Origin of the sequence: Streptomyces sp. TP-A0874, assembly GCF_001748085.1 — a bacterium.
Lineage (GTDB): Bacteria > Actinomycetota > Actinomycetes > Streptomycetales > Streptomycetaceae > Streptomyces.
Genome location: NZ_BBZK01000006.1, coordinates 270,993 through 295,333, shown reverse-complemented (window position 1 = coordinate 295,333; position 24,341 = coordinate 270,993). Strand labels below are relative to the sequence as shown.

Annotated in this window: 23 protein-coding genes; 15 read left to right on the top strand and 8 right to left on the bottom strand. The window is 72.5% G+C overall.

Annotation, left to right across the window (positions count from 1 at the left end):
* Complete coding sequence (locus BGP73_RS11785; protein ID WP_069814240.1) at positions 1–1,068, top strand: LLM class flavin-dependent oxidoreductase; 1,068 nt, start codon at positions 1–3, stop codon at positions 1,066–1,068.
* Positions 1,069–1,085: 17 nt separating this feature from the next.
* Positions 1,086–2,048 carry a 3-hydroxyacyl-CoA dehydrogenase NAD-binding domain-containing protein gene (locus tag BGP73_RS11780; protein WP_069814239.1) on the top strand — a complete coding sequence of 321 codons (963 nt, stop codon included), beginning with the start codon at positions 1,086–1,088 and terminating at the stop codon, positions 2,046–2,048.
* Positions 2,049–2,273: 225 nt separating this feature from the next.
* Here BGP73_RS11780 and BGP73_RS11775 read toward each other — a convergent pair whose 3' ends face one another.
* From BGP73_RS11775 to fabG, 3 genes are all read right to left on the bottom strand, one after another.
* On the bottom strand, positions 2,274–3,119 hold the full coding sequence (locus tag BGP73_RS11775) for an oxidoreductase (protein ID WP_069814238.1): 846 nt from the start codon (positions 3,117–3,119) through the stop codon (positions 2,274–2,276).
* Positions 3,116–4,063 carry an aromatase/cyclase gene (locus BGP73_RS11770; RefSeq protein ID WP_069814237.1) on the bottom strand — a complete coding sequence of 316 codons (948 nt, stop codon included), beginning with the start codon at positions 4,061–4,063 and terminating at the stop codon, positions 3,116–3,118. The genes BGP73_RS11775 and BGP73_RS11770 overlap by 4 nt, the downstream gene beginning before the upstream one ends.
* An 85-nt stretch (positions 4,064–4,148) precedes the next feature.
* Entirely contained in the window at positions 4,149–4,934 is a 786-nt protein-coding gene (gene fabG, locus BGP73_RS11765) for a 3-oxoacyl-ACP reductase FabG (RefSeq protein ID WP_069814236.1), read from the bottom strand.
* A gap of 232 nt (positions 4,935–5,166) precedes the next feature.
* Here fabG and BGP73_RS11760 point away from each other — a divergent pair, with 232 nt between their 5' ends.
* From BGP73_RS11760 to rfbB, 3 genes are read left to right on the top strand one after another with little or no spacing between them, the layout of a single operon-like run.
* Positions 5,167–6,321 (top strand): DegT/DnrJ/EryC1/StrS family aminotransferase, encoded by a 1,155-nt coding sequence (locus tag BGP73_RS11760; RefSeq protein ID WP_079127450.1) that lies wholly within the window; start codon positions 5,167–5,169, stop codon positions 6,319–6,321.
* Between the two features lie 45 nt (positions 6,322–6,366).
* Complete coding sequence (locus tag BGP73_RS11755; protein ID WP_069814235.1) at positions 6,367–7,194, top strand: AfsR/SARP family transcriptional regulator; 828 nt, start codon at positions 6,367–6,369, stop codon at positions 7,192–7,194.
* Positions 7,191–8,228 carry a dTDP-glucose 4,6-dehydratase gene (rfbB, locus tag BGP73_RS11750; RefSeq protein WP_079127449.1) on the top strand — a complete coding sequence of 346 codons (1,038 nt, stop codon included), beginning with the start codon at positions 7,191–7,193 and terminating at the stop codon, positions 8,226–8,228. Before BGP73_RS11755 ends, rfbB begins: the two co-directional genes overlap by 4 nt.
* 36 nt (positions 8,229–8,264) lie before the next feature.
* Here rfbB and BGP73_RS11745 read toward each other — a convergent pair whose 3' ends face one another.
* Positions 8,265–8,930, bottom strand: coding sequence for a 4'-phosphopantetheinyl transferase superfamily protein (locus tag BGP73_RS11745; protein ID WP_069814234.1), 666 nt, complete (start codon positions 8,928–8,930; stop codon positions 8,265–8,267).
* 29 nt (positions 8,931–8,959) lie between these two features.
* Positions 8,960–9,550 carry an NADPH-dependent FMN reductase gene (locus BGP73_RS11740; protein WP_069814337.1) on the bottom strand — a complete coding sequence of 197 codons (591 nt, stop codon included), beginning with the start codon at positions 9,548–9,550 and terminating at the stop codon, positions 8,960–8,962.
* Positions 9,551–9,958: 408 nt separating this feature from the next.
* On the opposite strand from BGP73_RS11740, the gene BGP73_RS11735 reads away from it, so the two are divergent.
* The 5 genes from BGP73_RS11735 to BGP73_RS11715 all read left to right on the top strand — a co-directional run bounded on the left by BGP73_RS11735 (position 9,959) and on the right by BGP73_RS11715 (position 14,688).
* Entirely contained in the window at positions 9,959–10,738 is a 780-nt protein-coding gene (locus BGP73_RS11735) for a thioesterase II family protein (RefSeq protein ID WP_079127448.1), read from the top strand.
* Positions 10,735–12,003 (top strand): beta-ketoacyl-[acyl-carrier-protein] synthase family protein, encoded by a 1,269-nt coding sequence (locus BGP73_RS11730; protein WP_069814232.1) that lies wholly within the window; start codon positions 10,735–10,737, stop codon positions 12,001–12,003. Before BGP73_RS11735 ends, BGP73_RS11730 begins: the two co-directional genes overlap by 4 nt.
* The gene (locus tag BGP73_RS11725) at positions 12,000–13,295 is read left to right on the top strand and encodes a ketosynthase chain-length factor (RefSeq protein WP_069814231.1); all 1,296 of its coding nucleotides are present in this window, start codon (positions 12,000–12,002) and stop codon (positions 13,293–13,295) included. Before BGP73_RS11730 ends, BGP73_RS11725 begins: the two co-directional genes overlap by 4 nt.
* A gap of 60 nt (positions 13,296–13,355) precedes the next feature.
* Positions 13,356–13,625: an acyl carrier protein gene (locus BGP73_RS11720; protein ID WP_069814230.1), complete on the top strand. Its 270-nt coding sequence runs from the start codon at positions 13,356–13,358 to the stop codon at positions 13,623–13,625.
* Positions 13,626–13,740: 115 nt separating this feature from the next.
* On the top strand, positions 13,741–14,688 hold the full coding sequence (locus BGP73_RS11715; protein ID WP_069814336.1) for an aromatase/cyclase: 948 nt from the start codon (positions 13,741–13,743) through the stop codon (positions 14,686–14,688).
* 53 nt (positions 14,689–14,741) lie between these two features.
* On the opposite strand, the gene rfbA is transcribed toward BGP73_RS11715, so the two are convergent.
* Positions 14,742–15,695, bottom strand: coding sequence for a glucose-1-phosphate thymidylyltransferase RfbA (rfbA, locus tag BGP73_RS11710; RefSeq protein WP_069814229.1), 954 nt, complete (start codon positions 15,693–15,695; stop codon positions 14,742–14,744).
* Positions 15,696–16,164: 469 nt separating this feature from the next.
* Here rfbA and BGP73_RS11705 point away from each other — a divergent pair, with 469 nt between their 5' ends.
* The gene (locus BGP73_RS11705; RefSeq protein ID WP_069814228.1) at positions 16,165–16,890 is read left to right on the top strand and encodes a class I SAM-dependent DNA methyltransferase; all 726 of its coding nucleotides are present in this window, start codon (positions 16,165–16,167) and stop codon (positions 16,888–16,890) included.
* A gap of 56 nt (positions 16,891–16,946) precedes the next feature.
* Positions 16,947–18,008 carry a hypothetical protein gene (locus BGP73_RS11700; RefSeq protein ID WP_079127446.1) on the top strand — a complete coding sequence of 354 codons (1,062 nt, stop codon included), beginning with the start codon at positions 16,947–16,949 and terminating at the stop codon, positions 18,006–18,008.
* A 134-nt stretch (positions 18,009–18,142) separates the two neighbouring features.
* On the opposite strand, the gene BGP73_RS11695 is transcribed toward BGP73_RS11700, so the two are convergent.
* Positions 18,143–18,553 (bottom strand): MarR family winged helix-turn-helix transcriptional regulator, encoded by a 411-nt coding sequence (locus BGP73_RS11695; RefSeq protein WP_170837815.1) that lies wholly within the window; start codon positions 18,551–18,553, stop codon positions 18,143–18,145.
* A gap of 155 nt (positions 18,554–18,708) precedes the next feature.
* On the opposite strand from BGP73_RS11695, the gene BGP73_RS11690 reads away from it, so the two are divergent.
* From BGP73_RS11690 to BGP73_RS11680, 3 genes are all read left to right on the top strand, one after another.
* Positions 18,709–20,190, top strand: a complete 1,482-nt coding sequence (locus BGP73_RS11690; protein WP_079127444.1) for an MDR family MFS transporter — start codon at positions 18,709–18,711, stop codon at positions 20,188–20,190.
* Positions 20,191–20,283: 93 nt separating this feature from the next.
* The gene (locus tag BGP73_RS11685) at positions 20,284–21,441 is read left to right on the top strand and encodes a nucleotide disphospho-sugar-binding domain-containing protein (RefSeq protein WP_069814224.1); all 1,158 of its coding nucleotides are present in this window, start codon (positions 20,284–20,286) and stop codon (positions 21,439–21,441) included.
* Between the two features lie 263 nt (positions 21,442–21,704).
* Positions 21,705–22,616, top strand: coding sequence for an NADP-dependent oxidoreductase (locus tag BGP73_RS11680; RefSeq protein ID WP_069814223.1), 912 nt, complete (start codon positions 21,705–21,707; stop codon positions 22,614–22,616).
* 95 nt (positions 22,617–22,711) lie between these two features.
* Here BGP73_RS11680 and BGP73_RS11675 read toward each other — a convergent pair whose 3' ends face one another.
* Positions 22,712–24,130 carry an MFS transporter gene (locus BGP73_RS11675; RefSeq protein WP_069814222.1) on the bottom strand — a complete coding sequence of 473 codons (1,419 nt, stop codon included), beginning with the start codon at positions 24,128–24,130 and terminating at the stop codon, positions 22,712–22,714.
* Between the last annotated feature and the right edge of the window lie 211 nt (positions 24,131–24,341).

The window sequence follows — 24,341 nt, the reverse complement described above, 5'->3', positions numbered from 1 at the left end:
ATGAGGTTCGGAATCGTCTTCTTCCCCACCGTGGGGCCGGCCGACAAGCCGGCGCCGCAGTACTTCGACGAGTGCCTCCAACTGGTGGACCTCGCCGAGGAACTCGGTTACGCACACGTCAAGATGGTGGAGCACTACTTCTTCCCCTACGGCGGCTACAGCCCCGACCCGGTGACGTTCCTCGCCGCCGCGGCCGGCCGCACCTCACGGGTCAGGCTGGGCACCAGCGCGACCATCCCGGCCTTCGTCCACCCGGTCAAACTCGCCGGCAAGCTGGCCATGCTCGACAACATCTCCCACGGCCGGCTGGACGCCGCCTTCGGACGGGCCTTCCTCCCGGACGAGTTCAAGGCCTTCGGGATCCCGATGGACGAGAGCAAGAGCCGCTTCGTGGAAGGGGTGGAGGCGGTCAAGCGGCTGTGGACCGAGGAGAACGCCGAGTGGGAGGGGACGTACCACCGCTTCGGCCCGGTCACCCTGCTGCCCCGGCCGTTCCAGAGCCCGCACCCGCCGGTGTTCGTGACCACCGCGCGCAGCGCCGACTCCTGTGCGGAGGCCGGGCGGGCCGGACACCACTTGCAGACGGTGCCCAACGTGATGTCCACCGAGGAACTCCAGGAGCGGCTGCGGGTCTACCGCGCGGAGTGGGCCGCCTCCGGCCGGTCGGCGGGCAGCGAGCAGATCCACTTCAGCTATCCCTGCGTGGTCGCCCCCGACGGCGCCGAGGCCCGCCGCAAGGGCCGGTTCGACGACGATCGCAACACCGCGGCCATCAGCGCCGCGGTGGCTGCCTGGGCCACCACCACCAGCTCGGCCTACCCCGGCTACGAGAAGCTCGCCGACATCGGCCGGTCGCGCTTCGACGAGAAGCTGGACGCCAAGAAGCTGCTGATCGGCTCGCCCGACCAGGTACGCGAGCAACTCGAGCAGATCGCCGACTGGTTCGGCGAGGACATCACCATCAGCCTCGGAGTCCACTCCGGACACCTGTCGGTGGAGGACGCCGCGACCACCATGCGGCTGCTCGCCGAGGAAGTCTTCCCCAAACTCTCGACCGCCGCCGGCTGAACAGGAGACGAGGAGCGATGAAGGAGACCAGCGGACGCACCGTCGCGGTCATCGGCGCGGGGACCATCGGACTGGGCTGGATCAGCCTCTTCCTCGCCCAGGGCCTGAGGGTACGGGTCAACAGCCGCCGTGCGGAGGCCGAGGCCGTCGTCCGGGAGGCCATCGAACTCCATGCTCCGTTCCTCCCGGAGGGATCGGCCGACCCGGCGGGGTTCGCGGAGCGGCTGGAGTTCGTCCCCGAAGTCGCACGCGCCGTGGACGGCGCGGACGTGGTCCAGGAGAACGCACCGGAGAACCTGGAGCTCAAACAGGAGCTCTTCGCCACCATCGGCAAGGCCGCGGCACCGCACGCGCTGCTGCTCTCCTCCACCTCCACGCTCTCCCCGGACGACATGGGGGCGCGGATGGCGGACTCCAGCCGGCTGGTCGTCGGGCACCCCTTCAACCCGCCGCATGTGGTGCCGCTGGTCGAGGTGGTCGGCGGGGAGCGGACCACACCGGACGCGCTGCGCGAGGCGGTGGACTTCTACCGGGCCGTCGGCAAGGTGCCGGTGGTACTGCGCAAGCCGATCCTCGCCTTCGCCGCCAACCGGCTGCAGTCCGCCCTCCTCCAGGAGAGCATCCACCTGGTGAAGGAAGGGGTGGTGACGCTGGCCGAGCTGGACAGCGTGGTCACCAACTCGATCGGACTCCGCTGGGCCACCGTCGGCCCGTTCCAGGCCTTCCACCTCGGTGGTGGTCCGGGCGGCCTGCAGAAGTGGCTGTCGACGCTCGGCGCCAACCTCGAACAGGGCTGGCGGCTGCTGGGGCAACCGACCATGGACGATGAGACCGTGGCCGGGCTGATCGCCCAGGCCGACGACGCCTTCGGCGACAGCTCCTACGAGGAGCTCGTCCGTGCCCGGGACCGCAAGCAGACCGCCGTCCTGAGGGCGCTGGCCGAGGCCGAGTCCCGCCGGGCGGACGACGGGGCCGGCTGAGCGCGCTGCCCCCGGCCGCGGCAATCACACCTCCGCGGACGACACCGGCCACGCACGGGTGGGCCGCTCCCGCCGGCGGGAGCGGCCCACCCGTCGTTCCGTCCGGAGCCCGTGAACGGTTTCGGCGCTCTCCCGGCCGAACCGCGGGCGCGCCGGGAAGGTCTGGGCACCACGCACCGGTGGCCTCCGCCCGCACACACGGGCGGAGGCCACCGGTCGTCGCGGTCAGCTCGGGTAGTCGGTCGTCCGGGCCAGCGACTCCCAGCGCTCCCACTCCGCCAGCCGCTCCCGGTAGACCCGGGGCGCCAGATCGGCCGCGCTGTTGCCCAGCAGGATGCGGAGTGGGGGCCGCTCGGCGTCCAGCAGCTTCAGCAGCGCCTCGCCGGCCTTGCGCGGATCTCCCGGTTGAAGGTGCGCGAACGCCCCGGACATGCCGTGGCGCCGTTTGGCGAGCACCTCGTCGTACTCCGGCATGGGGATGGCCCGGACCATGCTCTGCGCACTCCAGTCGGTGCGGAACTCACCCGGTTCGACCAGGGTGACCCGGATGCCGAATCCGGCGACCTCCTTCGCCAGGGTCTCTCCCATGCCTTCCAGCGCCCATTTGCTGGCGTGGTACATGCCGATGTTGGGGTAGGTGGCGATGCCGGCGATGCTGGACATCTGGAGGATGTGGCCGGAGCCCTGACGGCGCATCACCGGGAGTACCGCCTGGGTGCACCAGAGCGCGCCGAAGAAGTTGACTTCCATCTGGTCGCGCACCTGCTGCTCGCCGACCTCCTCCACACCGCCGGAGAGCCCGTACCCGGCGTTGTTGAGCAGCACGTCGATGCGGCCGACTGCCTCAACGGCCCGGTCCACCGCCTCGAACACCGCGGCCCGGTCGGTGACGTCCAGGGCCAGCGGAACCACCCGGTCGCCGTGCCGGGCGGACAGCTCGCTGAGCGCCTCCGGTCGGCGGGCGGTGGCCACCACCGTCTCACCGGCCTCCAACGCGACCTCGGAGATGGCCCGCCCCAGCCCCCGGGAGGCCCCGGTGACCAGCCAGACGCGCCCTTCGCGGCCGGTCATGACGCGGCCCGCTCGGCGTACTCCCTGGCGTGGCCGAGGGTGGCGAGGCTGTTGGTGCCCAGCGCGTCGCGGAGAAAGGCCCGCGCCTCCGCCACCCCGGCCCGGGCCCCGAGCACCTTGGGGATGTTCTCGGTGTTGATTACCACGGTGTGCTGGGAGGTGACCGTGACCCCCTCGGGGTCCTCGGAGAGCCGCCAGATTCCGGTGTGCAGGGTCATCAGGGCGGGCAGCGTGGTCTGCTTGTAGACGATCCGGTGGTGGGGGAAGCAGACCCGCACCGACTCGGTGGTGTGGGTGGAGCCGTCCTTCGCCCGGGTGTCCATCCGCAGCACCTGGAGCCCTGGGGTGTCCTCCCGCAGCTGGACCCGCGCCACGTGCGGCAGCCGTTCGGACCACAGCCGGGCCTCGTTGAGGAAGTCGTAGATGTCCTTGGCCGAGCCGCTCACCCGCACCGTGTCCTCGAAGGAGAGCAGCAGTTCCTCGGCGGCGGTGGCCAGCTCCACGTTGGTCTTCAGCGCGGCGAGTTCGGAGCGGCTGTTGCGGTCGACCGCCCGGTCGATCCAGGCGAGGGCCTCGGGGTCGTCGTCCACGGCCCGGTAGTCGTGGAGCAGCCGGATCCGGGACTCCTCGGCGGAGAGCGTCTCGATGATCCAGGCGCCGCCCATCGCGGCCACCGGAGCGGCGGACACCTCCTGACGGAAGCCGATGCGCCGGGCGGCGGGATCCAGGGTGCGCCGCGAAGTCCAGTTCTTCGCCTCTCCGTTGGCGGTCGCCCAGATGCGGATCCGTTCCTCGGAGCCGTGCTGTTCCACCTGGTCCACGTGGATGGTGGGCGGGAAGACGCGAGGCCAGTTCTCCACCTCGGCGATCAGCCGGTACACCGCGTCGGCCGGTGCCCGCACGGTGATCTCGTGCTCCACTTCCCTCAGACCCTGCTCGGTCATGTGCTCTCCTCACTCTCCTCGTTCTGGGTGGGTGGTCGCGGCAGCGCCGCGCCAGGAGCGGATCCGCCGGTCGGGCGGTGGCCGCTCAGAAATTGCCGAGGCCGCCGCAGACGTTGAGCGCCTGAGCGGTGATGGAGGCGGCGGTGTCGGTGACCAGGTAGCCGACCAACCCCGCGACCTCCTCGGGGGTGGAGTACCGGCCGAGTGGGATCTTGGCCTGGAACTTCCTGAGGATCTCGGCCTCTTCGGTGCCGTAGGCGGCCGCGTACCCCTGACGCACCCGCTCGGCCATCGGCGTCTCGACGTAGCCGGGGCAGACCGCGTTGACCGTGATGCCGGTGGGCGCCAACTCGTTGCCGAGCGCCTTGGTGAAACCGACGACCCCGTGTTTGGAGGCCGAGTACGGGGCGCCGAGCACCACGCCCTGCTTCCCCGCGGTCGAAGCGATGTTGATCACTCGCCCGCTGTCCTTCTCCCGCATGCCGCCGGTGGTGAGGACCTCGCGGGTCATCAGGAAGACGCTGTTGAGGTTGGTGTCGATGACGTCGGACCACAGTTCGTCGGGGATGTCCGCGGTCACCCCGCCGCCGCTGCGGCCGGCGTTGTTCACCAGGACGTCGACGGCGCCGTAGTGGTCGACCGCTGCCCTGACGAAGGCCCTGATCTGCTCGGGGGAGCGGACGTCGCAGGCCGCCCCCTCCACCTCCAGGTCCTCGCCCCGAAGCCGCTTCACCGTCTCCGAGACGTTCTCGGCGCTGCGGGCGCAGCAGAAGACCCGGTATCCGCGCTCCGCCAGGAGCCGGGTGATCGCGAGCCCGATTCCGCTGGTGGCGCCGGTGACGAGGGCGACCCGCTGGCTCTGGTCCGACATGCTTCCTCCAAGGTTCCGTGGAGCGACCGCTCGCCGGGCGCGCACTGCGCCGGCGGTGACGCCCGGAACGTCTCAGACACCTCTGGAGGGGGACCGAACGGTCGGGTCGAGGGGCGCTGGGGTCTTCCTCGGACGGTCTTCGAGCGCTGGCAGGGGGCCACGAGCCGGTCCCCAGCGGTGCTCGAACCGGGGTCGAGCACCGCCGTCCAGGATCGGCTCAGCGAAGGTGCGGATGTTGGGGGCCAAGGTGATCAATCTTTTCCAGCCGCAGGTCGGCGCGGAGGAACTCGGCGCGGTGGCCGAGGTGTTCGAGAGCAACTGGCTCGGACACGGTCCACGCACCAAGGCCTTCGAAGCGGCGTTCGCCGACCACCTGGGGGTCGAGCCGGAGCATGTCATCTTCCTCAACTCCGGCACCGCGGGCCTCTTCCTCGCCCTAGAGGCGCTGGAGCTGGCCGAGGGCGACGAGGTGGTCCTGCCGTCCCTGAGCTTCGTGGCGGCGGCCAACGCCGTCGTCGCCTGCGGGGCGCGGCCCGTCTTCTGCGACGTCGACCCGCGCACCCTCAACCCGACCGTGGAGGACGTCGAGCGGGCCCTCACCCCCCGCACCCGGGCGGTGGTGGTACTGCACTACGGCGGACACCCCGGTCACATCCGGGAGATCGCGGAGCTCTGCGAGCGGCGGGGGACCGCCCTCGTCGAGGACGCGGCCTGTTCGGTCGACTCGGCGGTCGACGGGAGGCCGGTCGGTTCCTTCGGCGACCTCGCCATGTGGAGCTTCGACGCGATGAAGGTCCTGGTCACCGGGGACGGCGGGATGTTCTACGCCCGGGACGCCCGCCGGGCCGAGCGGGCCCGGCGGCTGGCCTACCACGGCCTGGTCCAGCCCAGCGGATTCGGCTACGCCCGGGTCTCCTCCCGGTGGTGGGAGCTGGAGGTGCCGGAACCGGGCGGCCGCCGTCTGATCGGCAACGACCTGACCGCCGCGATCGGGCTGGTGCAGCTCCGCCGGCTGCCGGAACTCGTCGGCCGCCGCCGGGAGATCGTCCGCCGCTACGACCGGGAACTCGCCGACGTGGCCGGCCTGAGGCTGCCGCCGGCCCTGCCCGCCGGGCACCGCTCGACCCACTACTTCTACTGGGTGCAGATGGATCCGGCGATCCGGGACGAGGTGGCGGGGGAGCTGTACGCGCGGGGCATCTACACCACCTTCCGGTACGCCCCTCTCCACAAGGTGCCGGCCTTCGGGGCCCAGCCGCCGGTGCTGCCGCGTTCGGAGGAGGCCGCCGAGCGGACCCTGTGCCTGCCGCTCCACCCGGGTCTGGCCGACACGGAGGTGAGCGCGGTGGCCGACGCGGTGCGCAAGGCCGTCGAGTCGAGGCGCTGACGCCGGCCGCCACGCCGCCGCTCAACGGGAGGGGAGTGAGCATCCGTGCGGTTCCACCTTCTCGGCGCCTTCGAGATCGTCACCGACGACGGCCGGATCCACAGTCTGGGAGCGCCCAAGGTCTGCCGGGTGCTCGCGCTGCTGCTGATGCGGCCCGGGCAGGTGGTGAGCGTGAACGCACTGGTCGAGGAGGTGTGGGGGGAGGAGGCGCCACGGAGCGCGCAGAGCGTCCTGCAGACCTACGTCTACCAGCTGCGCAGGACCTTCGAGCGGGCGGTGCCCGCGCCCGCGGGCCGCACCCTGATCGAGACCAGGCCCCCGGGATACCGCATCCAGGCCGACGCCGAGGACATCGATGCCAAGGTGTTCGAGCGGCTGGTGGGGGAGGGGCGGACGCTGATCGGGCAGGACCGCCCGGACGCCGCCTCCGCCCGGCTCCAGCGGGCGCTCGACCTGTGGCGCGGCCCGGTGCTGGCCAATGTGGCCCCCGGCAGTGTGCTGACCCGGTACATCACCCACCTCGAGGAGCTGCGGATACGCGCCATCCAACTGCGCGTCGAGTCCGGTGAGCGGCTGGGGCACCACCGGGAGATGATTCCCGAGCTGCGGGCGCTGGTCACCGCCTACCCGCTCCACGAGTGGTTCCACGCGCGCCTGATCAGAGCCCTCAGCCGCTCCGGACGGCGCGCCGAGGCGCTCCACGCCTACCGGGAGCTTTGCTCCACGCTCGACCGGGAGCTGGGCTCGGAGCCCGGAGCCGAACTGCGGCGGCTCGAACAGGAACTGCTGGGCGGCCGCAGCGCCCGCATCTCACCCAGGGGGCCGGCCGGCAGGACGGGCCGGTCCCCGCAGCACCGAGGAGACCTCAGTTGACCGCCCGCACCGGCACCGGCACGCACCCGAGCACGGCCCCCGGCACCGACCGGAGGATCCTGGTCACCGGCGGCGCCGGGTTCATCGGCTCCCACTACGTACGCACCCTGCTGGCCGGCGGCTACCCCGGCTACGAGGACGCCCGGGTCACCGTGGTCGACCGGCTCACCTACGCCGGCAACACCGGCAACCTGCCGCTGGGCGACCCCCGGCTCACGTTCGTCCGCGGCGACGTCTGCGACCAGCGGCTGCTCCGCCGGGTACTCCCCGGCCACCAGGCGGTGGTGCACTTCGCCGCCGAGTCACACGTGGACCGCTCCGTCGACGGGGGCCGCTCCTTCGTCCGCAGCAACGTCCTGGGCACCCAGAGCGTCCTCGACGCCTCCCTGCACGCCGGGGTGTCGACCGTGGTCCACGTCTCCACCGACGAGGTGTACGGCTCCATCGACAGCGGGAAGTGGACCGAGGAGGAACCCCTGCTGCCCAACTCCCCGTACTCGGCGTCCAAGGCCGGCAGCGACCTGCTGGCCCGCGCCTACCACCGGACCCACGGCCTGGACGTCCGGATCACCCGCTGCGCCAACAACTACGGCACGCACCAACACGTCGAGAAGCTGGTACCGCTCTTCGTCACCAACCTGCTGCGCGGCCTGCCGGTGCCGCTCTACGGCGACGGTGGCAACGTCCGCGAGTGGCTGCACGTCGAGGACCACTGCCGCGCCGTCCAGCTCGTCCTCACCCGGGGCCGTGCGGGGGAGATCTACAACATCGGTGGCGGCACCCACGTGACCAACCGGGAGATGACGGCCCGGCTGGTGGAGCTGTGCCGTGCGGACCCCGGCCTGGTGCGCCGCGTCGCCGACCGCAAGGGCCACGACCTGCGGTACGCCGTCGACGACGGCAAGATCCGCAGCGAGCTGGGGTACGCACCGGTCAGAACGCTGGAAGAAGGGCTTCCGGAGGTCGTCGCCTGGTACGAGAACCATCCCGAGTGGTGGAAGCCCCTGGTCGACGGCGGGACCCGGAACCCCTGACGGAAGCGGCGCCCGCGGACGGAGCGGACCGCACCCTCAGCGCCTGGTGAGCACCGCGGCTGCCACCATGAAGCCGCCCAGCACCCGGCTGCGGACCGTGAACGGTGTGTACCCGCCCGCGCCGCCGGCAGGCGCCACGGTCATCGGCACGGCGGCCGAGGGGTCCTCCGGCTCCGTCCAGTGCACCGAGAGCCATCGCAGCCGCAACCGCTCGTCGCCCGCCGCGGAACCGGCCTTGTACAGAGCTTCCTTGGCGCAGAGCAGCCGCAGTCCGGCCAGCGGGCGCGCCTCGGCGGGCAGGGCCGCCAAGCGGGCACGCTCGGCCGGTCCGAGGACCCACGAGGAGAGCGGGCCCAGCCGGTCGGCGCGGCCGAGCTCCTCCAGGTCGACACCGATCGCGGTGTGCTCCGCACCGGTCACCACCCCCACCGCCAGACCGTCGGTGTGGCTGATCGACCCGCAAACCCCGGCCGGCCAGCTCGGCGCGCCGCCGGGGGCGCGCAGCGGCCACAGGCTCCGGCCGGTGAGCTGCCGGCCGGCCCGGGCGGCAGCCAGCCGCCCCGCCGCGTAGGTCCGCCGGCGCTGCGGCGCGGCCTGCGGCGGCAGCAGATCCGCCACCCGTGGCGGCAGCCTCGCCCAGCCCGCGCCGGTGACCGGCTCCAGCGCCGCTCGCACCGGCAGCGGGTGGAACAGCTCCGCCACGGCCTCGGGGTCCGGGGCCCGGAGGGCGGTCAGAACGCGTACGGGCGGTCCGCCCGGGCCTGTCGCAAGGCCTCCGCCCACCACACCAGCTCGTCCAGCAACTGCTTCGCCGCGACCCCGGCGCCCTCCGCGTCGTGTGGGTTGCCGTCCTCGTCGAACTGCTCCCAGGCCATCGGAAAGCTGACGCTGTCCCGGACGGTCACGGTGTGCAGTTCGGCGAAGACCTGTCGCAGCTGCTCCACGGCGCGCAGCCCGCCCGACTGGCCGCCGTGGCTGACGAAGCCGACCGGCTTGGCGTGCCACTCGGCGTACACCGAGTCGATCGCCAGCTTCAGCGCCGCCGGGTAGCCGCGGTTGTACTCCGGTGTGACCACCACGAACGCCTCCGCCTCGGCGATCCGGCGGGCGTAGGCGTTCACCTCCGCCGAGGCGTACTTCCCCTCCTTGGGCGGGCCGCCGAGTTCGCTGGGCAGACCGGCCTCGGCCAGGTCGATCACGTCGGTGTCCAGGCCGCCGTGCACCCTCGCCCGCTCGATGAACCACTTCGCCACCGTCGGACCGAGCCGGCCCTGGCGGGTACTGCCGACGATGACTGCGAGGCGGATCGGCTTCTTCGGCATGTCCATCCAGGGTTCCTTCCGAACGACCGATGCGGTTGATATTTCAACAATAGGTGGTGGCTGATCCATCCTCCGGAAGCGGGGTTGAACTGCGCTCGAACTCCGCTCGGAAGGAGCGTCCGCGAGCACGCGCCTGCCACAGCTCGAGCCGCCCTATAGCCCCGTCGACGAACATCACCGGTGTCCAGTGCCGCGCCGGGCGGGGTCCGTCCGCCGAGGAGCGGCGTCCGGTGCGTGCGGTCGCAGGGCGGCCGGGAGTCCCGCGGCGGTCCGCCCGGCCTGTCGGCCGAAGCGGCGCGCGGGCCACCCCCTCGGCGGTAGTCGGGGGGGCGTGCCGGGTGCCGCGAAGGGCCGCCCCGCCCGGTGCGGCACTGCGGCCCACCGGACCGGATATCCCAGGAGGGGTCCATGAGCCCAGGGCAGCGCCTCAAGCTGTACTGCTTTTCCCACGCGGGAGCCGGGGTGTCGGGCTTCGGCCGCTGGAGGACGCGAGTGGGCCCGGACGTCGACATCCGGCCGGTCCCGCTGCCCGGCCGCGACCACCGCCGCCGCGAGCGGCGGATCACCGACCGGCGGATGCTCCTCGCCGACCTGCTCCGCACCCTGGGCCCACCGCCGAGCGGCCCCTACGTCCTCTACGGCCACAGCCTCGGCGGCCTCGTCGCCCACACCGCCACCAGGGCGCTCGAGGAGGCCGGGATGAACCCGCCCGTTCTGGTCGTCGTCGGAGCCAGCCCCCCGCCGGACGCGGCGGCGGAGCTGGTCCGGGACGCCGAGCTGTCCGACGAGGAACTCCTGCGCCACCTGCGGAGACTGGACGCGGTGCCCGCCGACGCCCGGCCCGAGGGGGTGTGGCGGCGGGCCGTCCTCCCGGTGCTCCGGGACGACCTGCGGCTGGCCCGGTCACTGCGCGACGGGGCCGACAAGCCGGTCGCCGCGCCGCTGCTCGCCGTCTCCGGCCGCGGCGATCCGCTGGCGACCCCCCGGACGATGGCCGACTGGCGGCACTGGACCACCGGGCCCTTCTTCGAACGCACCCTCCCCGGAGACCACTACTTCCTCCGCGGCCGGGCACTGCCCCGGCTGCTCCGCGGCGCCTGCCGCGTCGCGCTGCGCACCGCGGCCCACTCCCCGGACGCCCCGTCCGCCACCAGCAGGAGGACCACCATGGAGAAGGACAGCCGATGAACCGACGCGTCGTCATCACCGGTATCGGCGTGGTGGCCCCCGGGGCCACCGGCACCAAGGAGTTCTGGAACCTGCTCACGGCGGGCCGGACCGCGACCCGGGGCATCACGCTCTTCGACCCGTCCGGCTTCCGCTCCCGCATCGCCGCGGAGGCCGACTTCGACCCGGCCGACCACGGCTTCGACCCCGCCGAGGCGGAACGCCTGGACCGCGCCGCCCAGTTCGCCGTCGTCAGCGCCCGGGAGGCGCTCCAGGACAGCGGGCTGACCGGTTCGGTGGAGCCGCTGCGCACCGGTGTGGCCCTGGGCAGTGCCGTCGGCTGCACCATGGGCCTGGACTCGGAGTACTCGGTCGTCAGCGAGGGCGGCAGCCGCTGGAACGTCGACCACCGGCTGGCCGTGCCGCACCTCTTCGACTACTTCGTACCGAGCTCCATGGCGGCGGAGGTCGCCTGGAGTACCGGCGCGCAGGGACCGGTGACCGTGATCTCCACCGGCTGCACCTCGGGTCTGGACGCCGTCGGCCACGGCGTCGAGCTGATCCGCGAAGGCAGCGCCGACCTCATGGTGGCCGGCGCGACGGAGGCCCCGATCTCCCCGATCACGGTCGCCTGCTTCGACGCCATCAAGGCCACCTCGCCGCGGAACGACGAGCCGGAGACCGCCTCCCGGCCCTTCGACCGCACCCGGAACGGCTTCGTGCTCGGTGAGGGCTCGGCCGTCCTGGTGCTGGAGGAACTGGAGCGGGCCCGCCGGCGGGGCGCCCACGTCTACGCCGAGATCTCCGGCTTCGCCAACCGCTGCAACGCCTACCACATGACCGGGCTGCGCCCCGACGGCAAGGAGATGGCCGAGGCCATCCGGGTCGCGCTGGACGAGGCCCGGCTCGACCCGACCGCCGTCGACTACATCAACGCCCACGGCTCGGGCACCAAGCAGAACGACCGGCACGAGACCGCCGCCTTCAAACGCAGCCTCGGCAGCCACGCCTACGAGGTGCCGGTCAGCTCGATCAAGTCCATGATCGGGCACTCGCTCGGGGCGATCGGCTCGCTGGAGGTCGCCGCCAGCGCCCTGGCCATCGAACACGACACCGTTCCACCCACGGCCAACCTGCACGAAGCGGACCCCGAGTGCGACCTCGACTACACGCCGCTGACCGCCCGCGAGCAGCGGACGGACACCGTCCTGAGCGTCGGCAGCGGCTTCGGCGGCTTCCAGAGCGCCATGATCCTCACCCGTCCGCGACTGGAGGCCCGGGCATGACCGGCACGCCCAGCACCGACCGAGCCCCGGCAGACGACCGGGTGGCGACGTCCCGGGCGGTGGTCACCGGGATCGGCGTGGCCGCGCCCAACGGCCTGGGCCGGCACGCCTGGTGGAACGCCCTGCTGCGGGGCGAGAGCGGCATCCGCCCCATCAGCCGGTTCGACGGCGAGCGGTACCCGGCGCGGCTGGCCGGGGAGGTGCCCGGGTTCGTCGCCGAGGAGCACATCCCCAGCCGGCTGATCCCGCAGACCGACCACATGACCCGACTGACGCTGGTGGCCGCCGCCGAGGCGTTCGAGGACGCCGGAGTCGACCCGGCAGACCTCCCCGAGTACGCGGCGGGCGTGGTCACCGCCAGCTCCGCCGGCGGTTTCGAGTTCGGCCAGCGGGAGCTGGAGGCCCTCTGGAGCAGGGGCGGGCAGTACGTCAGCGCGTACCAGTCGTTCGCCTGGTTCTACGCGGTCAACACCGGACAGATCTCCATCCGCCACGGGCTGCGCGGGCCGAGCGGCGTCCTGGTCGCGGAACAGGCCGGGGGACTGGACGCCATCGCCCAGGCCCGCCGGCAACTCCGACGGGGGATGCGGCTGATGGTCTGCGGCGGGATCGACTCCTCGCTCTGCCCCTGGGGGTGGGCCGCCCAGATCGCCGGCGGCTCCCTCAGCACCAGCGACGACCCGGCCCGCGCCTACCTGCCGTTCACCGCGGGCGCCCGCGGCCACGTTGCCGGCGAGGGCGGGGCCCTGCTGATCCTCGAAGAGGAGGGCGCCGCGCGGGCACGGGGCGCCAGGATCCACGGGTCCGTCGCCGGGTACGCGGCGACCTTCGACCCGCCCGCCGGGCGGGGCGGTCCCCGGCTGCGGGCAGCGGCCGAACTCGCACTGGCCGACGCCGGCCTCCGACCGGGAGAGGTGGACGTCGTCTTCGCCGACGCCGCGGGCCGGCGGGCGGCGGACCGCGCCGAGGCCGAAGCCCTGGCCGGACTCTTCGGCCCGTACGGAGTACCGGTCACCGCGCCCAAGACCATGACCGGACGGCTCTCTTCGGGCGGCGCCTCGCTCGATGTGGCCGCCGCCCTGCTCGCGATGGGCGAAGGCGTCGCCCCGGCGACCGCGGGCGTCGACCGACCGGATCCCGACTACCGCCTGGATCTGGTGACCGGCGCTCCGCGCCCGATGCGGATGAACACGGCGCTGGTGCTGGCCCGCGGCCGGGGCGGCTTCAACGCCGCGGCGGTCCTCCGCGGCGTTGAAGCCGCCCCGGCCGGACCCGAACCCGCCCGCTCCTGACCGGAACCGAAGCCGACCGAACCCGAGCCGACCGAACCGAGCCCGAGAAAGAGGGAGAGCATGCCCCGGATGGACCTGAGTGAACTGACCGCGCTGCTGCGGGAGTGTGCCGGAGTCGACGAGACGGTGGACCTGGACGGCGACGTGTTGGACACGTCGTTCACCGACCTCGGCTACGACTCCCTCGCCGTACTGCAGACCACCGGTCGGATCGAACGCGACCACGACCTCACCCTGGACGAGGACGCGGTCGTCGAGGCCGACACCCCGCGCAAGTACCTCGACCTGGTCAACACGGCGCTCAGCGCCACCGCCCAGGACGCCGGCTGACGTTCGTTTGCCCCCGGGCCGTGCCGCCGGCCACGTCGGCGGCACGGCCCCGGACGCCCCGGCAGGGGCACCCGCGGCCGGCGCGGCGCGGACCACGACAGAAGGGATGGCGTACATGGCACAGGAACCGGTGACCCGGGCCCGGCAGGAGACCAAGGTGCGGGCCCCGGCGGCAGCCGTCTACCGGCTCCTCGCCGACCTGGACAACTGGCCGCGGGTGTTCCGGCCGTTCGTCCACCTCGAACGGCTCGGGACCGACGGGGCGTTCGAACGGATCGGCATGTGGACCACGGACGGCGAGCAGGTCGAACACTGGGTGGCGCTGCGGCGGTTGGACGAACGGGCGCTGCGGATCGACTTCCGCCCGGAGGAGCCGCCCGCGTCCCTGGCCTCGATGGAGCGGTCGTGGGTCGTGGAACCGCTGTCGGCCGAGGACTGCCTGCTGCGGCTGGAGCACCGCTACCGGATGGCGGAGGACGACCCGGCCGCGCGGGCGGACACCGGCCGGTTGACGGAGAGCGTGGGGTCGGCCGAACTGTCGGCGGTGCGGGAGGCGGCGGAACAGCAGGCCGCCTCCCCCGGAGAACTTCTGGTCCTCAACGACCACCTCGACATCGCCGGACGGGCCAGGGACGTCTACGACTTCCTCCATGCCGCCCGGCACTGGGACCAGCGGCTGCCCCACGTGACGGAGGTGACGCTCCACCAGGACGACGGTGATGGGCAACTGGTGGAGATGGCCACCCGGGAGAGCGGGGGCGGGCTGCTCACCACGAAGGCGGCCCGGGTCGGCCGCCCGCACCGGGAGATCGTCTACAAGCAGCTGCTGCTACCGCCGATCGGCAAGAGCCACTGCGTCCGCTGGCGGATCGGGGAGACCGCGGGCGGGACCTCGCTCGCCGTCCAGCAGATCGTGGTCGTCGACGGCGCGGGCGTCGAGCGGATGCTGGGAGCCGGCACCTCGACGGCCGAGGCCGAGGGGTTCATCCGCCGGGAGCTCGGCACGAAGATGCGGTTGATCCTGGACGGGGCCCGGCGGTACGTCGAGGCCAACGCTGCCTGACCGCCGGCGGGCGGCCGCCCGGGGTCGCCCCGGGCCGGCCCGGCTGCGCCCGCTCAGCCCGGGGCCGGCACGATGCCGCGCCGTCCCGTGCCGGTGCCCGCGCCCGTCAGACCGGGCGGTGCGGCCGGTCCCGCCGCCCGCACCGCCTCGGCGACCTCCATGACGTAGCGGCCGTAGCCGGAGGCCCCGAGGGCGGCCCCCAGCCGCCGGCACTGCTCGGCGTCGATGTAGCCCATCCGCAGGGCGACCTCCTCGACACAGGCGATCCGTACGCCCTGCCGGTGCTCGATGGTGCGGATGTACTGCGCGGCCTCCAGCAGCGAGTCATGGGTCCCGGTGTCCAGCCAGGCGAAGCCGCGACCGAGGTCCACCAGCGAGGCCCGGCCGCGCGCCAGGTACTCCCGGTTCACATCGGTGATCTCCAACTCCCCCCGCTCCGAAGGGCGCAGGCCCCGGGCGATCTCGACCACCTCGTTGTCGTAGAAGTACAGCCCGGTGATGGCCCGGTTGGACTTCGGCCGGTCGGGCTTCTCCTCGATCGAGAGCAGTCGCCCGGCGTCGTCCACCTCGCCGATGCCGTAGCGTTGCGGGTCCGGTACGGGGTAACCGAAGAGTAGGCAGCCCTCGGTGTGCGGCAGACGGCTGCGGAGAAGTTCGGAGAAGCCCGGGCCGTGGAAGACGTTGTCCCCGAGGGCCAGAGCCACCGGATCGCTCCCGATGTGCTCCGCCCCGATGAGGAAGGCCTCGGCGAGACCGCGGGGCTCCGGCTGCTCCGCGTAGCTGAAGCGCATCCCGAGCCGGCGTCCGTCGCCGAGCAGCCTGCGGAACTGCGGCAGGTCCGCGGGGGCGGAGATGATCAGCACCTCGCGTACCCCGGCCAGCATCAGCACCGAGAGCGGGTAGTAGACCATCGGCTTGTCGTAGATCGGCAGCAGCTGCTTGGAGCCCCCCAGAGTGATCGGGTGAAGCCGTGTCCCGTGGCCGCCGGCCAGGATGATCCCCTTCAAGCTGGCACCTCCTCCCCGGCCCCCGGCACCCGACGACTCGGCGCGCGGCACGAGCGGGCTCCCGGCGTCATGCGACTCCGCCTCCGGTGGTCGTCATCGGTCGACGACGCTCCGCGTCGCCTCCCTCCTCCGCCTTGGATGCGAAGCCGTATGACGCCGCTCGCTGATCCGCTCGTTCGTCGCGCACCAAGTCGTGAGGAGCGTGCGGCGGGTTCCGCGCTCGGTCGTCCGGCCGAGGGGCGAATAGTTGACGGCCCGAGAGTGCGGCAGCGCGGTCGAGCCCCCCTCAAGCCCCGGTAGTACGCCGCTGCTCGGCGAAAGCCGCCCAACGGCCCGCCCCTCCGTCGCCCCCCCGTCGATCCGCCGTCGAGCGGGCCTCTAGCCGCGGTCCGCAGGATGCGCCCACGAAGTTGGCATCGCGGGGGCGCCGGCCGTGCCCCGGCGCCAGTCGCCAGGATGTGGGGATCTCATGTACGAGAACGACAGCGCCGCCGAGATGTACGACCTCCTGTACCAGGACCGGAAGGACTACCCGGCCGAGGCGGAGCGGGTGGCACGGCTGGTGCGCGAGCGGAACCCCGGCGCCCGGAGCCTGCTCGACGTCGCCTGCGGCACCGGGATCCACCTGCGGGCCTTCGCCGAGCTCTTCGAGCGGGTCGAGGGGGTCGACCTCTCCCGACCGATGCTCGACGTGGCCGCCGGGCGGCTGCGCACGGCCGGGCCGAAAGGGGTGCCGCTGCACCTCGGCGACATGCGGGAGCTGCGTATCGAGGGCCGGTTCGACGCCGTCGTCTGCATGTTCAGCTCCATCGGGTACCTGCGCTCCACGGACGACCTGGACCGGGCGGTCGGCGCTATGAGCCGCCGGCTGGAACCCGGTGGAGTGCTGGTGATCGAGCCCTGGTACTTCCCGGAGACCTTCCTGGAAGGCCACGTCTCCGGCCACGCCCTCACCCGGGACGGCCGCACCATCACCCGGGTCTCCCACTCCACCCGCGAGGGCGACGCCACCCGGATGGAACTGCACTACGTGCTCGCCGACGCGGGGGGTGTCCTCCACCGCAGCGAGATCGACAGGCTCACGCTCTTCACGCGTGAGCAGTACGAGGCAGCCTACCGCCGGGCGGAGCTGAAGCCGGAGTACCTCGAGACGAGCGGCGCCGGCCCCGGATTCTTCGTCGGCACCGGCGCCTGAACCACCGAACGAAACGACGCCGGTCCCCGGTGTCCGTGGGGAGAGGAAGAAAAGAGATGACAACCCAGCAGCGCACGGTCCCGCCCGGGCGAATACGCCGCGGCCCCTCGACCCTGGCCGGAGCGGTGGCGCTGACGGCGGCGCTCGCCCTCGCCGGCCCGGCGTGGGGCGCCTGCGCCACCGGCTACGCGGACCTCGGGACACTGGCCGGGGGCAGCCTCAGCGGGGCGTTCGACGTGAACAACGGCGGCACCGTCGTCGGCTATTCGGACCAGTCCCAGGGACTGACCCGCGCCACCCGGTGGGACCAGGACGGCATCGCGACCGATCTCGGCACGCTCCCCGGCGACACCCAGAGCTACGCCTACACCATCAGCGACAACGGCGCGACCACCGTCGGCCGGTCACTCGACGCCGACGGAACGGCGCGGCCGGTGCGATGGGACGCCGACGGCGCGATCAGCGAACTCCCCACCCCGGTCGGCACCAGGGTCAGCCGGGCCTATTCGGTCAACGACAGCGGCGTGGTGATCGGATTCCGGAGCGGGACCGACGGGCTCTACCACGCGGTGCGCTGGAGCCCGGCGGGCGAGCTGCGCGAGCTGGAGGAACTGCCCGGGGACAACGCGAGCTCGGCCGGCTGGATCAACGCCGAAGGCCGGACCGTCGGTTACTCCCAGGCACCGGACGGGACCTCGCACGCCGTGGTGTGGAAGCCGGACGGCGCCGTCACCGAACTCAGTTCGCTGCCGGGCCACGACGGCAGCCAGGCCAGCTCCATCAGCGACACCGGCATCATCGTCGGCAACTCCTACACCGGCGACGACTCCCACGCCGTCCGGTGGGACCCGGAGGGCGACATCGAGGAGTTGCCGGCGCTCCCCGGAGACACCGGTGCCGCGGCCTACGGGGTGAACGCCGATGGAACGGTCATCGGCTTCTCCTCCACCGCCGGCGGGCTCCACCGGGCCGTGCGGTGGAGCCCGGACGGGCGGATCACCGAGTTGAAGACCGCCACCGCCTCCGCCGCCGAGGCCTTCGGGGTCAACGACCTGGGCGCGGTCGCGGGCTTCGCCACGGACGGCGGTCAGTCGCACGCCGCCCTCTGGCGGGACTGAGAACCGCCGGCGGGGTCGGAGTTCCGGCGGGGACGCGGCCCCCGTGGGACGACGGACAGCCGGTGGGGCGGTGCGGCGATCGCCGCACCGCCCCACCGGCTGCCGGGGGAGCGAGCCCCTCCCCCGGTCCGCTGTCAGTCTGCCTGGGCGCGCTTCCCCATGGCCGTGACCAGCGCCTCCCGAGAGGCGTCCAGGGTGTCGACCAGCAAGGCCCTCCCGTCGGGCGTCAGGTGGGAGAAGGCCATCTCCTCAAGCTCCGCCCACAACCGCCGGATCGCCGGGCACAACGACCGTCCGGCTTCGGTGAGGCTCACCTCCCGCACCCGCCGGTCCGCGGGCACCGGAGTGCGGCGCACCAGCCCCGCGCGCTCCATGGCCTTGAGCGTCGAACTCACGGTCGAGCGGTCGCGCTGGAGGAAACCGACGATGTCGCTCTGGCGGAGCGGCCCGTACTCCTGAAGGTGAAGAAGGATCAGGTCCTGGGGTGGTGCCAGGTCGATCTCGGAGAACAGCCTGTCGCCCGAGACGACATGAGTGCGCAACATCCGGAGCAGAGCCGAGCTGACCGGAGCCGTAGCCACCTGGACCCCGACGCGGCGGGCGGCGGGCGGCTCGGACCGGTCAGCCGGCGGCCGAGAAGCAGAAGCAGGCATAGCAAGACGCTACCAAGGTTCGATGGCATGCCAACTATGCTGTTGGCATGCCAATCAAAAGCTCGGCGCCCCCTTTGGACCGCGGGTTACTCGTCCTCGCCGCCGTCCAGATGGTCGGGGCCTTCACCGCCCTCCTGGACGCGACCATCGTCAGCGTCGCCCTGGACTCCATGTCCCTGGAGTTCGACGTCCCCGAGGGAACGATCGCCTGGGTGAGCACCGCCTACCTGCTCACCATGGCCCTGGTGACGCCACTGGTGGGCTGGGGCATCGAACGGTTCGGCGCCAAACCGATGTGGATGTTCGCGCTCACCACCTTCCTGGCCGGATCGGTGTTCTGCGGACTCGCCTGGTCCATCGAGAGCCTGGTCGCCTCCCGGGTCCTCCAGGGCGTCGGCGGCGGACTCATCCTCCCGCTCAACATGGCGATCCTCGCGCGCGCCGCCGGACCCGAACGCTTCGGCCGCATTATGAGCCTGGTCGGAATCCCCGGCCAACTCGCACCCATCCTCGGCCCGGTGCTCGGCGGAGCGGTCATCGACGCCTGGGGATGGCGGTGGATCTTCTTCATCAACATACCGATCTGCCTCGCCGCGCTGGTCCTCTCCGGCCGGGTGCTGCCCGCGGGCGGAGAACTCCGGGAGGCGCCGTTGGACAAGCTCGGCATGCTGCTGTTGCCCCCCGGCCTGGTCGCCCTGGTCTACGGCTTCTCCCGCACCGCCGAGGCGGGAGGCTTCGGCGACTCGTTCACCGTGCTCTGCCTGGCGGCAGGGGGGACCCTGCTCGTCGCTTTCGTCTTCCACGCGCTGCGCGCCAGCGACCCCCTCATCGACCTGCGGCTCTTCTCCTACAGGGTCTTCACCGCCTCCACGGTGATGACCTTCCTCCAGGGCGTCGCGGTCTACGGCCCGCTGCTGCTCCTACCGCTGTTCTACGCGCGGGTCCGCGGCCACGGGGCCGACGCCATCGGGCTGCTGCTGGTGCCCCAGGGGCTCGGCACCCTGCTCGGGATCACCGTGGCGGGATGGCTGGCCGACCGCTACGGCGCCCGCCCCCTGGTCCTCGGCAGCACCCTGCTGACGCTCGCCGGCACCCTCGCCTTCACCCAGCTCGCCGCCGAGCCGAGCGATCTGGTGCTCAGCGTGTCGCTGCTGGTCCGGGGCTTCGGCGTCGGACTGCTGGGCGTCGCCATCGCCACCGCCGCCTACCGCGACATCCCGCCGGAGCGGATCCCGGGGGCGACCAGCGCCATCAGTCTGGTCCAGCGCCTGGGCGCCTCCTGCGGCACCGCCGTGATCGCGTTGATCCTCGCGGTGCAACTCGCCGATCTCCCGGACGGCTCCGGACCCGCCGCCACGGCAGGCGCCTACGGCAACACCTTCTGGTGGGCGGTGGGGCTGACACTCGTCGGCTTCGTCCCGGCGGCGATGCTGCCGCGGATGCGCGGCCGGGACGAAGCAGTCCCCACGCCGGACACGGACACCGACGGCAGCGGGGAGAGCGACCACTCCGACAGCCGGACCGGCTGACCAGGTCATGCGGCGCTCGAGTCCGCGTTGAGCGGTGACCAGCACCTTCGAGTGAACAACCGTCACCGTCACCCACTGGATTGAGGTTCCGCGATGCGTGTGATGTTCGCCGTCTCTCCCGGGCTCGACCACCTCTACCCGGCAGTGGGCCTCGCGTGGGCGCTGCGGACCGCGGGCCACGAGGTGGTCGTCGCCACCTCCGGGGCCTCGACGCAGGCCGCCGCACAGGCGGGGTTCGCCGTCCGGGACGTCTCACCGGAGGCCGACTTCGGGGCGATCTTCCCCCGGGTGGGAAGCCGCGAGGAGCGGGCCCGCGCCATGCGCGAGCGTGGCCTGGCCATCGCCCGGACCCTGGAGACACCGGACGTCATCCTGGAGAAGTTCTCCCGCGTCAGCGATCTGATGGCCGACGGGACGCTCCGGTTCGCCGAGGCCTGGCGGCCCGATCTGATCGTCTACTCCCGGCTCCAGGGAGCGGCCCTGCTGACCGCCCGCGCGCTCGGGGTGCCCGCCGTCGAGCACGGCTTCAGCTTCCTGCGCGAGGGTGCGATGCCCAGCCGCTTCCTGCCGTACCTCGCCCCCGTGTACGAACGGCTGGGGGTACCCGTGGAGCTGCCCCCGCTCACCCGGATCCACTTCGCTCCGGAGCACATGATGCACGGTGAGGGCGAGGGCTGGACCATGAGGTTCGTCCCCTTCCACGGCGGCGGCGTCCTGCCGGACTGGCTGGCGGAGCCCAAGCGCCGGCCGCGGATCTGCGTCACACTCGGCACCACCGTGCCGCACGTCGCCGGCGTCGGCAGTCTGGAGAGTGTGCTCGCGGCCGCCGGCGGAGTGGACGCCGAGTTCGTGCTCGCGCTCGGCGACGATCCCGAGCTCGCCCCGCTGGGCACGCTGCCGGAGAACGTACGCGTCGTGGGCTGGACCCCGTTGGGGGCCCTGCTCAGCGGCTGCGACGCGATCATCCACCACGGTGGCGCCGGGACCACGCTCGCCTCCGCGCACGCCGGGGTGGTGCAGCTCGCCCTGGCACACGGAGCCGACAACTGGATCAACGCCGCGATGGTCGAACGCTGCGGCATGGGGCTGAGCCGCGAACCGGCCGACGTCAGCACCCGGTTCCTCGAGGGCCTCCTGGCGGACGAGGCCCTCCGCAAGTCCGCCGCCTCCGTGGCCGACGAGCTGGCGGCCCAGCCCGGCCCCGACCAGATGGTGCCGCGGCTGTTGGACCTCACCCGTCAGAGTGGGTGAAAGCCCAGGTCGGGGCCGTCTTGACGTGAAGGGCGGTTGAGGCCGGAGACTGCTGCCGGAAAGCACCCGACGAGACCCACCAGGAGTACGACTTGATCCGCAGCGATACCAGGGCGGTGCCCACCGCCCCCGAGGAGCCGTGCGGTGCGGCCGGACGGATCTGTTCCGTCGCCGGGCCCGAGCGGCGCCCACTCCGGCTGACGGCCACTGACCCCGTCGCCTCCACCCGCCGCCCGGCCCGTTCCTGAAAGGTAGGACCCCTCATGCGCGCAGCAGCACTCTCCTCCTTCGGGCCCCCGGAGGTCCTGCGGTTGACCGAGGTGGAAACCCCGGAGGCGGGCTCCGGGCAGGTCCGGGTACGGGTCAAGGCCGCAGGTGTGCAGCCGTTCGACTGCCGGGTGCGCGGCGGCTGGCACCCGTTCGGGACACCGGAGTTCCCGCTGGTCCCGGGGAACGAGTTCGCCGGCGTCGTCGACCAGTGCGGGGAGGGCGTCACCGACTTCGCCGTGGGTGACGAAGTCCTCGGCTTCACCGTGCTGAACAGCTACGCCGAGTACCTCGTGGTCCCCGCCGACCAGATCGTGGCCAAGCCGGAGAAGATGCCCTGGGAGATCGCGGCGGGCTTCTCCGGCAACGCCCAGGGCGCCCACATGGCGCTCCGGGAGCTGTCCGTCGGACCCGGTGACACGGTCCTGATCAACGGAGCCGCGGGTGGACTCGGAACCTTATCCGTGCAGCTGGCCAGAGCCTGGGGCGCGACCACCGTGATCGGCACCGCCCGCGAGGCCAACCACGAGCACCTGCGGTCACTCGGCGCGGTGCCGATCACCTACGGGGAAGGACTGGTCGAGCGGATCCGCGCGGTGGCGCCGGACGGTGTGGACGCCGCGCTGGACGCCGCGGGCCCCGAGGCGCTCCGCGCCTCGGTGGAGGTGGCCAAGGACCGCGACCGGGTCATCACCATGATCTCCTTCGACACCGCCAAGGAACTCGGCCTGCGGGACTGGGGCGGTGCCCGCTCCACCGAGCGGCTCACCGAACTCCTCGGGCTCTACAACGAGGGCAGGCTCCGGATCCACATCCGGCAGAGCTACCCCCTGGAGCGGGCCGCCGACGCCCACCGCGACGTCGGCAGCGGGCACGGCCGGGGCAAGGTCGTGATCAGCGTCTCCTGACGGTCCGGGCCGGTGCCGGGGGTGTCCGGCGAAGCTCGCCGGACACCCCCGGCACGCCGGACGGCCGGGCGCCCTCGCGGGGGCCCGCCGCGCCGTCACTCGGCCGGCCGGCTCAACCGGCGCAGCGAGGGGTCGAGGAGCGTCACGGCGAGGAGCAGCAGCGCGCAGCCGAGCATGACCAGCCCCAGACTGTGCAGCCCGCCGGTGTGCGCGCCACCGGAGAAGGAACCGGCGATGAGGGCCGAGGAGACCAGCGCTCCCAGGTACTGGGCGGTGCGCAGTAGTCCGGCCGAGGTGCCGACCCTCCCGTCGGGCGCCTGCCAGTACAGGGCGTTCTGGTTCGCCAGCCCGTTGAGCCCCTGCGGAACACCGCTGATCACCACGACGGCGATGAGCAGCCAGAGCGGGCTTCGTGGATGGAGGGACAGGATCACCACCGACGCCAGGGCCATGCAGAGGCTTCCGACGACGAGTTTGCCGCGCAGCTCCCGCCGCCGTCCGGTCGTGGTGGCGACGACCACCCCGACCAGCGCCAGGGGCAGCAGTACCAGACCGGTGGCGATCTCGCTGAGGTGGCGGGTCGCCTCCAACCACTGCGTGTAGCCGTAGATCACCGAATAGGCCACCGTGTAGCTCAGGGTCTGCCGCAGGTAGGTGGCGAGCAGCGGGCGGTTGCCGCGGACCAGCCGCAGATCGAGGAACGGGGAGGCGGAGCGGAGCTCCCGAACCGCCAGTCCTGCCCCGAGCAGTGCGCCCACCGGCAGGAGGTACCAGTTCGCCGCCCGCGGGGCCATCAGGAACAGCAGCAACGAGGTGAGCATGGCGGCGAACAGCAGCATGCCGACCCCGTCCAGTTCGGTGGAACGCTCGTCCCGCACCTCCGGTGCCTGCGTCGGATTGCGCGGCAGCCGCCGTCTACCGAGGAGGAGACAGACCACGGCGAGCGGGACGTTGACGGCGAAGATGGTGCGCCAACCGCCGAGCCAGACCAGCACCCCGCCGAGGGCGGGGCCGATGACCACGGTGGTCTGCGCGGCGACCACCAGCGCGGTGAGGACGCCGGCCGGTGTGTCCCAGCCGGTGCGTGCGGACTCGCTGCGAATCAGGTACATGGCGGCCGGATAAGCGGCCGAGGTGCCCAGCCCGATCAGCACCCTCGCGAAGATCAGGTAGGCCAGGTCGGGGGCGGCGGTGCCGATGGCCCCGGCGACCCCCACGAGAGCCGCTCCGGCCAGGTACAGCGGACGCGGCCCGAACCGGTCGACGAGCCGGCCTACGACGGGCTGGCCGACGGCAGTGGCCAGGTACAGCGCCGAGACCAACCACACGGTCATCGAGGGCGGGGCGCCGAAGGCCACCCCGATCGGCACCAAGGAGACCGCGATCATCGACGAGTTGACCGGGTTGAGCAGCGAGCCGAGCACCAGCGGTGCGATCAGTCCGCGATCGAACCCCTGGCCGGTGCCGAAGGGGGAGCGGCGCGGCGGCCACCGTCGGGCCGGCCGCCCGGTCACGGGCGCATCGGTCGTCCCGGCCGTCGGGGCGGACCGGGAGTCCTGAGTGCCGGCAGACCGTTCGGTGCGGGACCCGCCGACGCCGTGCCGCCCTCGGTGATCTGGTCCATGGGAGCACGCTATTTTATCCGGCCGGCGCTTCAGGGCTTTGCCGGAGCGACACCGCCGCCGCGGGCCGAGGGCCACGGCCGGGGTGTCGACCGCCACCCTG

Excerpts from the sequence above, each read along its gene's own strand:
- BGP73_RS11785 (WP_069814240.1), top strand. The coding sequence starts at position 1 with ATGAGGTTCGGAATCGTCTTCTTCCCCACCGTGGGGCCGGCCGACAAG.
- BGP73_RS11780 (WP_069814239.1), top strand. The coding sequence starts at position 1,086 with ATGAAGGAGACCAGCGGACGCACCGTCGCGGTCATCGGCGCGGGGACC.
- BGP73_RS11775 (WP_069814238.1), bottom strand. The coding sequence starts at position 3,119 with ATGACCGGCCGCGAAGGGCGCGTCTGGCTGGTCACCGGGGCCTCCCGG.
- BGP73_RS11770 (WP_069814237.1), bottom strand. The coding sequence starts at position 4,063 with ATGACCGAGCAGGGTCTGAGGGAAGTGGAGCACGAGATCACCGTGCGG.
- fabG (WP_069814236.1), bottom strand. The coding sequence starts at position 4,934 with ATGTCGGACCAGAGCCAGCGGGTCGCCCTCGTCACCGGCGCCACCAGC.
- BGP73_RS11760 (WP_079127450.1), top strand. The coding sequence starts at position 5,167 with ATGTTGGGGGCCAAGGTGATCAATCTTTTCCAGCCGCAGGTCGGCGCG.
- BGP73_RS11740 (WP_069814337.1), bottom strand. The coding sequence starts at position 9,550 with ATGCCGAAGAAGCCGATCCGCCTCGCAGTCATCGTCGGCAGTACCCGC.
- BGP73_RS11735 (WP_079127448.1), top strand. The coding sequence starts at position 9,959 with ATGAGCCCAGGGCAGCGCCTCAAGCTGTACTGCTTTTCCCACGCGGGA.
- BGP73_RS11730 (WP_069814232.1), top strand. The coding sequence starts at position 10,735 with ATGAACCGACGCGTCGTCATCACCGGTATCGGCGTGGTGGCCCCCGGG.
- BGP73_RS11725 (WP_069814231.1), top strand. The coding sequence starts at position 12,000 with ATGACCGGCACGCCCAGCACCGACCGAGCCCCGGCAGACGACCGGGTG.
- BGP73_RS11720 (WP_069814230.1), top strand. The coding sequence starts at position 13,356 with ATGCCCCGGATGGACCTGAGTGAACTGACCGCGCTGCTGCGGGAGTGT.
- BGP73_RS11715 (WP_069814336.1), top strand. The coding sequence starts at position 13,741 with ATGGCACAGGAACCGGTGACCCGGGCCCGGCAGGAGACCAAGGTGCGG.
- BGP73_RS11705 (WP_069814228.1), top strand. The coding sequence starts at position 16,165 with ATGTACGAGAACGACAGCGCCGCCGAGATGTACGACCTCCTGTACCAG.
- BGP73_RS11700 (WP_079127446.1), top strand. The coding sequence starts at position 16,947 with ATGACAACCCAGCAGCGCACGGTCCCGCCCGGGCGAATACGCCGCGGC.
- BGP73_RS11695 (WP_170837815.1), bottom strand. The coding sequence starts at position 18,553 with ATGTTGCGCACTCATGTCGTCTCGGGCGACAGGCTGTTCTCCGAGATC.
- BGP73_RS11690 (WP_079127444.1), top strand. The coding sequence starts at position 18,709 with ATGCCAATCAAAAGCTCGGCGCCCCCTTTGGACCGCGGGTTACTCGTC.
- BGP73_RS11685 (WP_069814224.1), top strand. The coding sequence starts at position 20,284 with ATGCGTGTGATGTTCGCCGTCTCTCCCGGGCTCGACCACCTCTACCCG.
- BGP73_RS11680 (WP_069814223.1), top strand. The coding sequence starts at position 21,705 with ATGCGCGCAGCAGCACTCTCCTCCTTCGGGCCCCCGGAGGTCCTGCGG.